Here is a 1,317-nt window from a genome sequence, read left to right as displayed (position 1 = left end):
TCCCCGGCTCGACTAAAGCCAGGGTGCCGCCAGGGGGTCAAAATTCAACCGTCGCTACGGGGTCATTCTTCACCCGTCGTCGACAACGGTGACGGATGGACAACTGTGGTCGAGTGTAGAGTTGCGATCATGGTCACTCAGACGAGCCCGCATGACGCGGAGTTCCGCCGATTCTTGGGGAGCCGGCGAACGCGGCGTTGCAGCTGTGCGGTGCTGCGGGCTGTGTGGGTGGATGGGCTGGATCTGGATCGGCTGGCTCAGGTCTCGGGTAGTTTCGTGGACAACACGTTGCGGTGGCGGCACGCTGATCTGCTCTTTAAGAGGAGGCGTACGTGACCACCGCAGACATGTTCCGCGCCGAAGGCCGCACCGAGGGCCGCGCTGAGGCGCTGCTGCAGCAGCTGAACCATAAATTCGGTCCGCTCTCGCGGGCGGTGCTGGATCGTGTGCGGGCTGCCTCGACCGGCGAGCTCGAATCCTGGACTACCCACGTCCTCACCGCCGATACGCTTGACGACGTCCTGCGCACCTAGCGAAGTAGACGAGTTCACAGGCGGCTGCTGCGTTACCGGGAAGCGTGCTCCCGCAGTGCGTTGACCAGGAGTCGAGCGCTGTACGAGTTGAGGCTGTGGCTCGACGGCGAACGGCGTCGCCGTGCCGTGCTCGTAGTCTGCACGTGTAAGCGGTCGGCTCGTCGACGGGTCAGGCGGCGCAGACCAGGCCACGGGCCAAAGCGTCGAGGTTGTTGCGCATGACCGTCATGTAGTCGGCGTCTGCGGGGCGTTCCATCGGGTCCAGTACGTCGGTTTCCACGCCCAGCTCGTCGGCGAGTCGTTCGGCCACGCGCTTGCTCGTGTTGACTTCGAAGAAGATCGTGCGGACGTCGGTGTCTTCTACCACCGAGGTGACCTCTCGCAGCCGTGCGGGGGAGGGCTCGATCTCCGGATCGACGCCGGAGATGCCGACCTGGTTCAGGTTGTAGCGGGCGGCGAGGTATCCGAAGGCCTCGTGCGAGGTGACCACCGTGTCTCCCGCGCACGAAGTCAGGGCTTCGTCGTACTCGTGGTCGAGTTCGACCAACTCGTCGTCCAATGCCTCAGCACGCTCGCGGTAGTACGCTGCCTGGTCCGGATCGAGTTCGGCGAGCGCATCGGCGACCTGGTGGCCGGCCCATGCCAACCGCAACGGATCCAGCCAGAAATGAGGGTCGAGGTCGGGGTCGGGCCATTCACCCGATTCCCGGCCACTCCCGATGTCTGCCTCGGCCACCTCGGCGGTGTCGATGACCGACACGTCCTCGATCAAGTCCACGGCGTC

3 protein-coding genes are annotated in these 1,317 nt (G+C 64.8%); 2 read left to right on the top strand and 1 reads right to left on the bottom strand.

The features are described 5' to 3' along the window. Positions 1 to 129 precede the first annotated feature (129 nt). Entirely contained in the window at positions 130 to 336 is a 207-nt protein-coding gene (locus ELR45_RS03390) for an Rpn family recombination-promoting nuclease/putative transposase (RefSeq protein WP_129663360.1), read from the top strand. Next, positions 333 to 533, top strand: a complete 201-nt coding sequence (locus tag ELR45_RS03385; protein WP_129663358.1) for a DUF4351 domain-containing protein — start codon at positions 333 to 335, stop codon at positions 531 to 533. Before ELR45_RS03390 ends, ELR45_RS03385 begins: the two co-directional genes overlap by 4 nt. Before the next feature lie 169 nt (positions 534 to 702). Here the strand turns inward: ELR45_RS03385 and ELR45_RS03380 are convergent. Continuing rightward, on the bottom strand, positions 703 to 1,317 hold a 615-nt coding region (locus ELR45_RS03380; protein WP_165367435.1), incomplete at its 5' end, for a metal ABC transporter solute-binding protein, Zn/Mn family.

Source organism: Phytoactinopolyspora endophytica (assembly GCF_004138495.1).
Taxonomy (GTDB): Bacteria; Actinomycetota; Actinomycetes; order Jiangellales; family Jiangellaceae; genus Phytoactinopolyspora; species Phytoactinopolyspora endophytica.
The sequence above is the reverse complement of the archived record's forward strand: the minus strand, read 5'-3'. Positions and strand labels throughout refer to the sequence as shown.

What these genes read in the sequence shown, in the direction of transcription:
- ELR45_RS03390 (WP_129663360.1), top strand. Translation starts at nt 130, where the DNA reads ATGGTCACTCAGACGAGCCCGCATGACGCGGAGTTCCGCCGATTCTTG.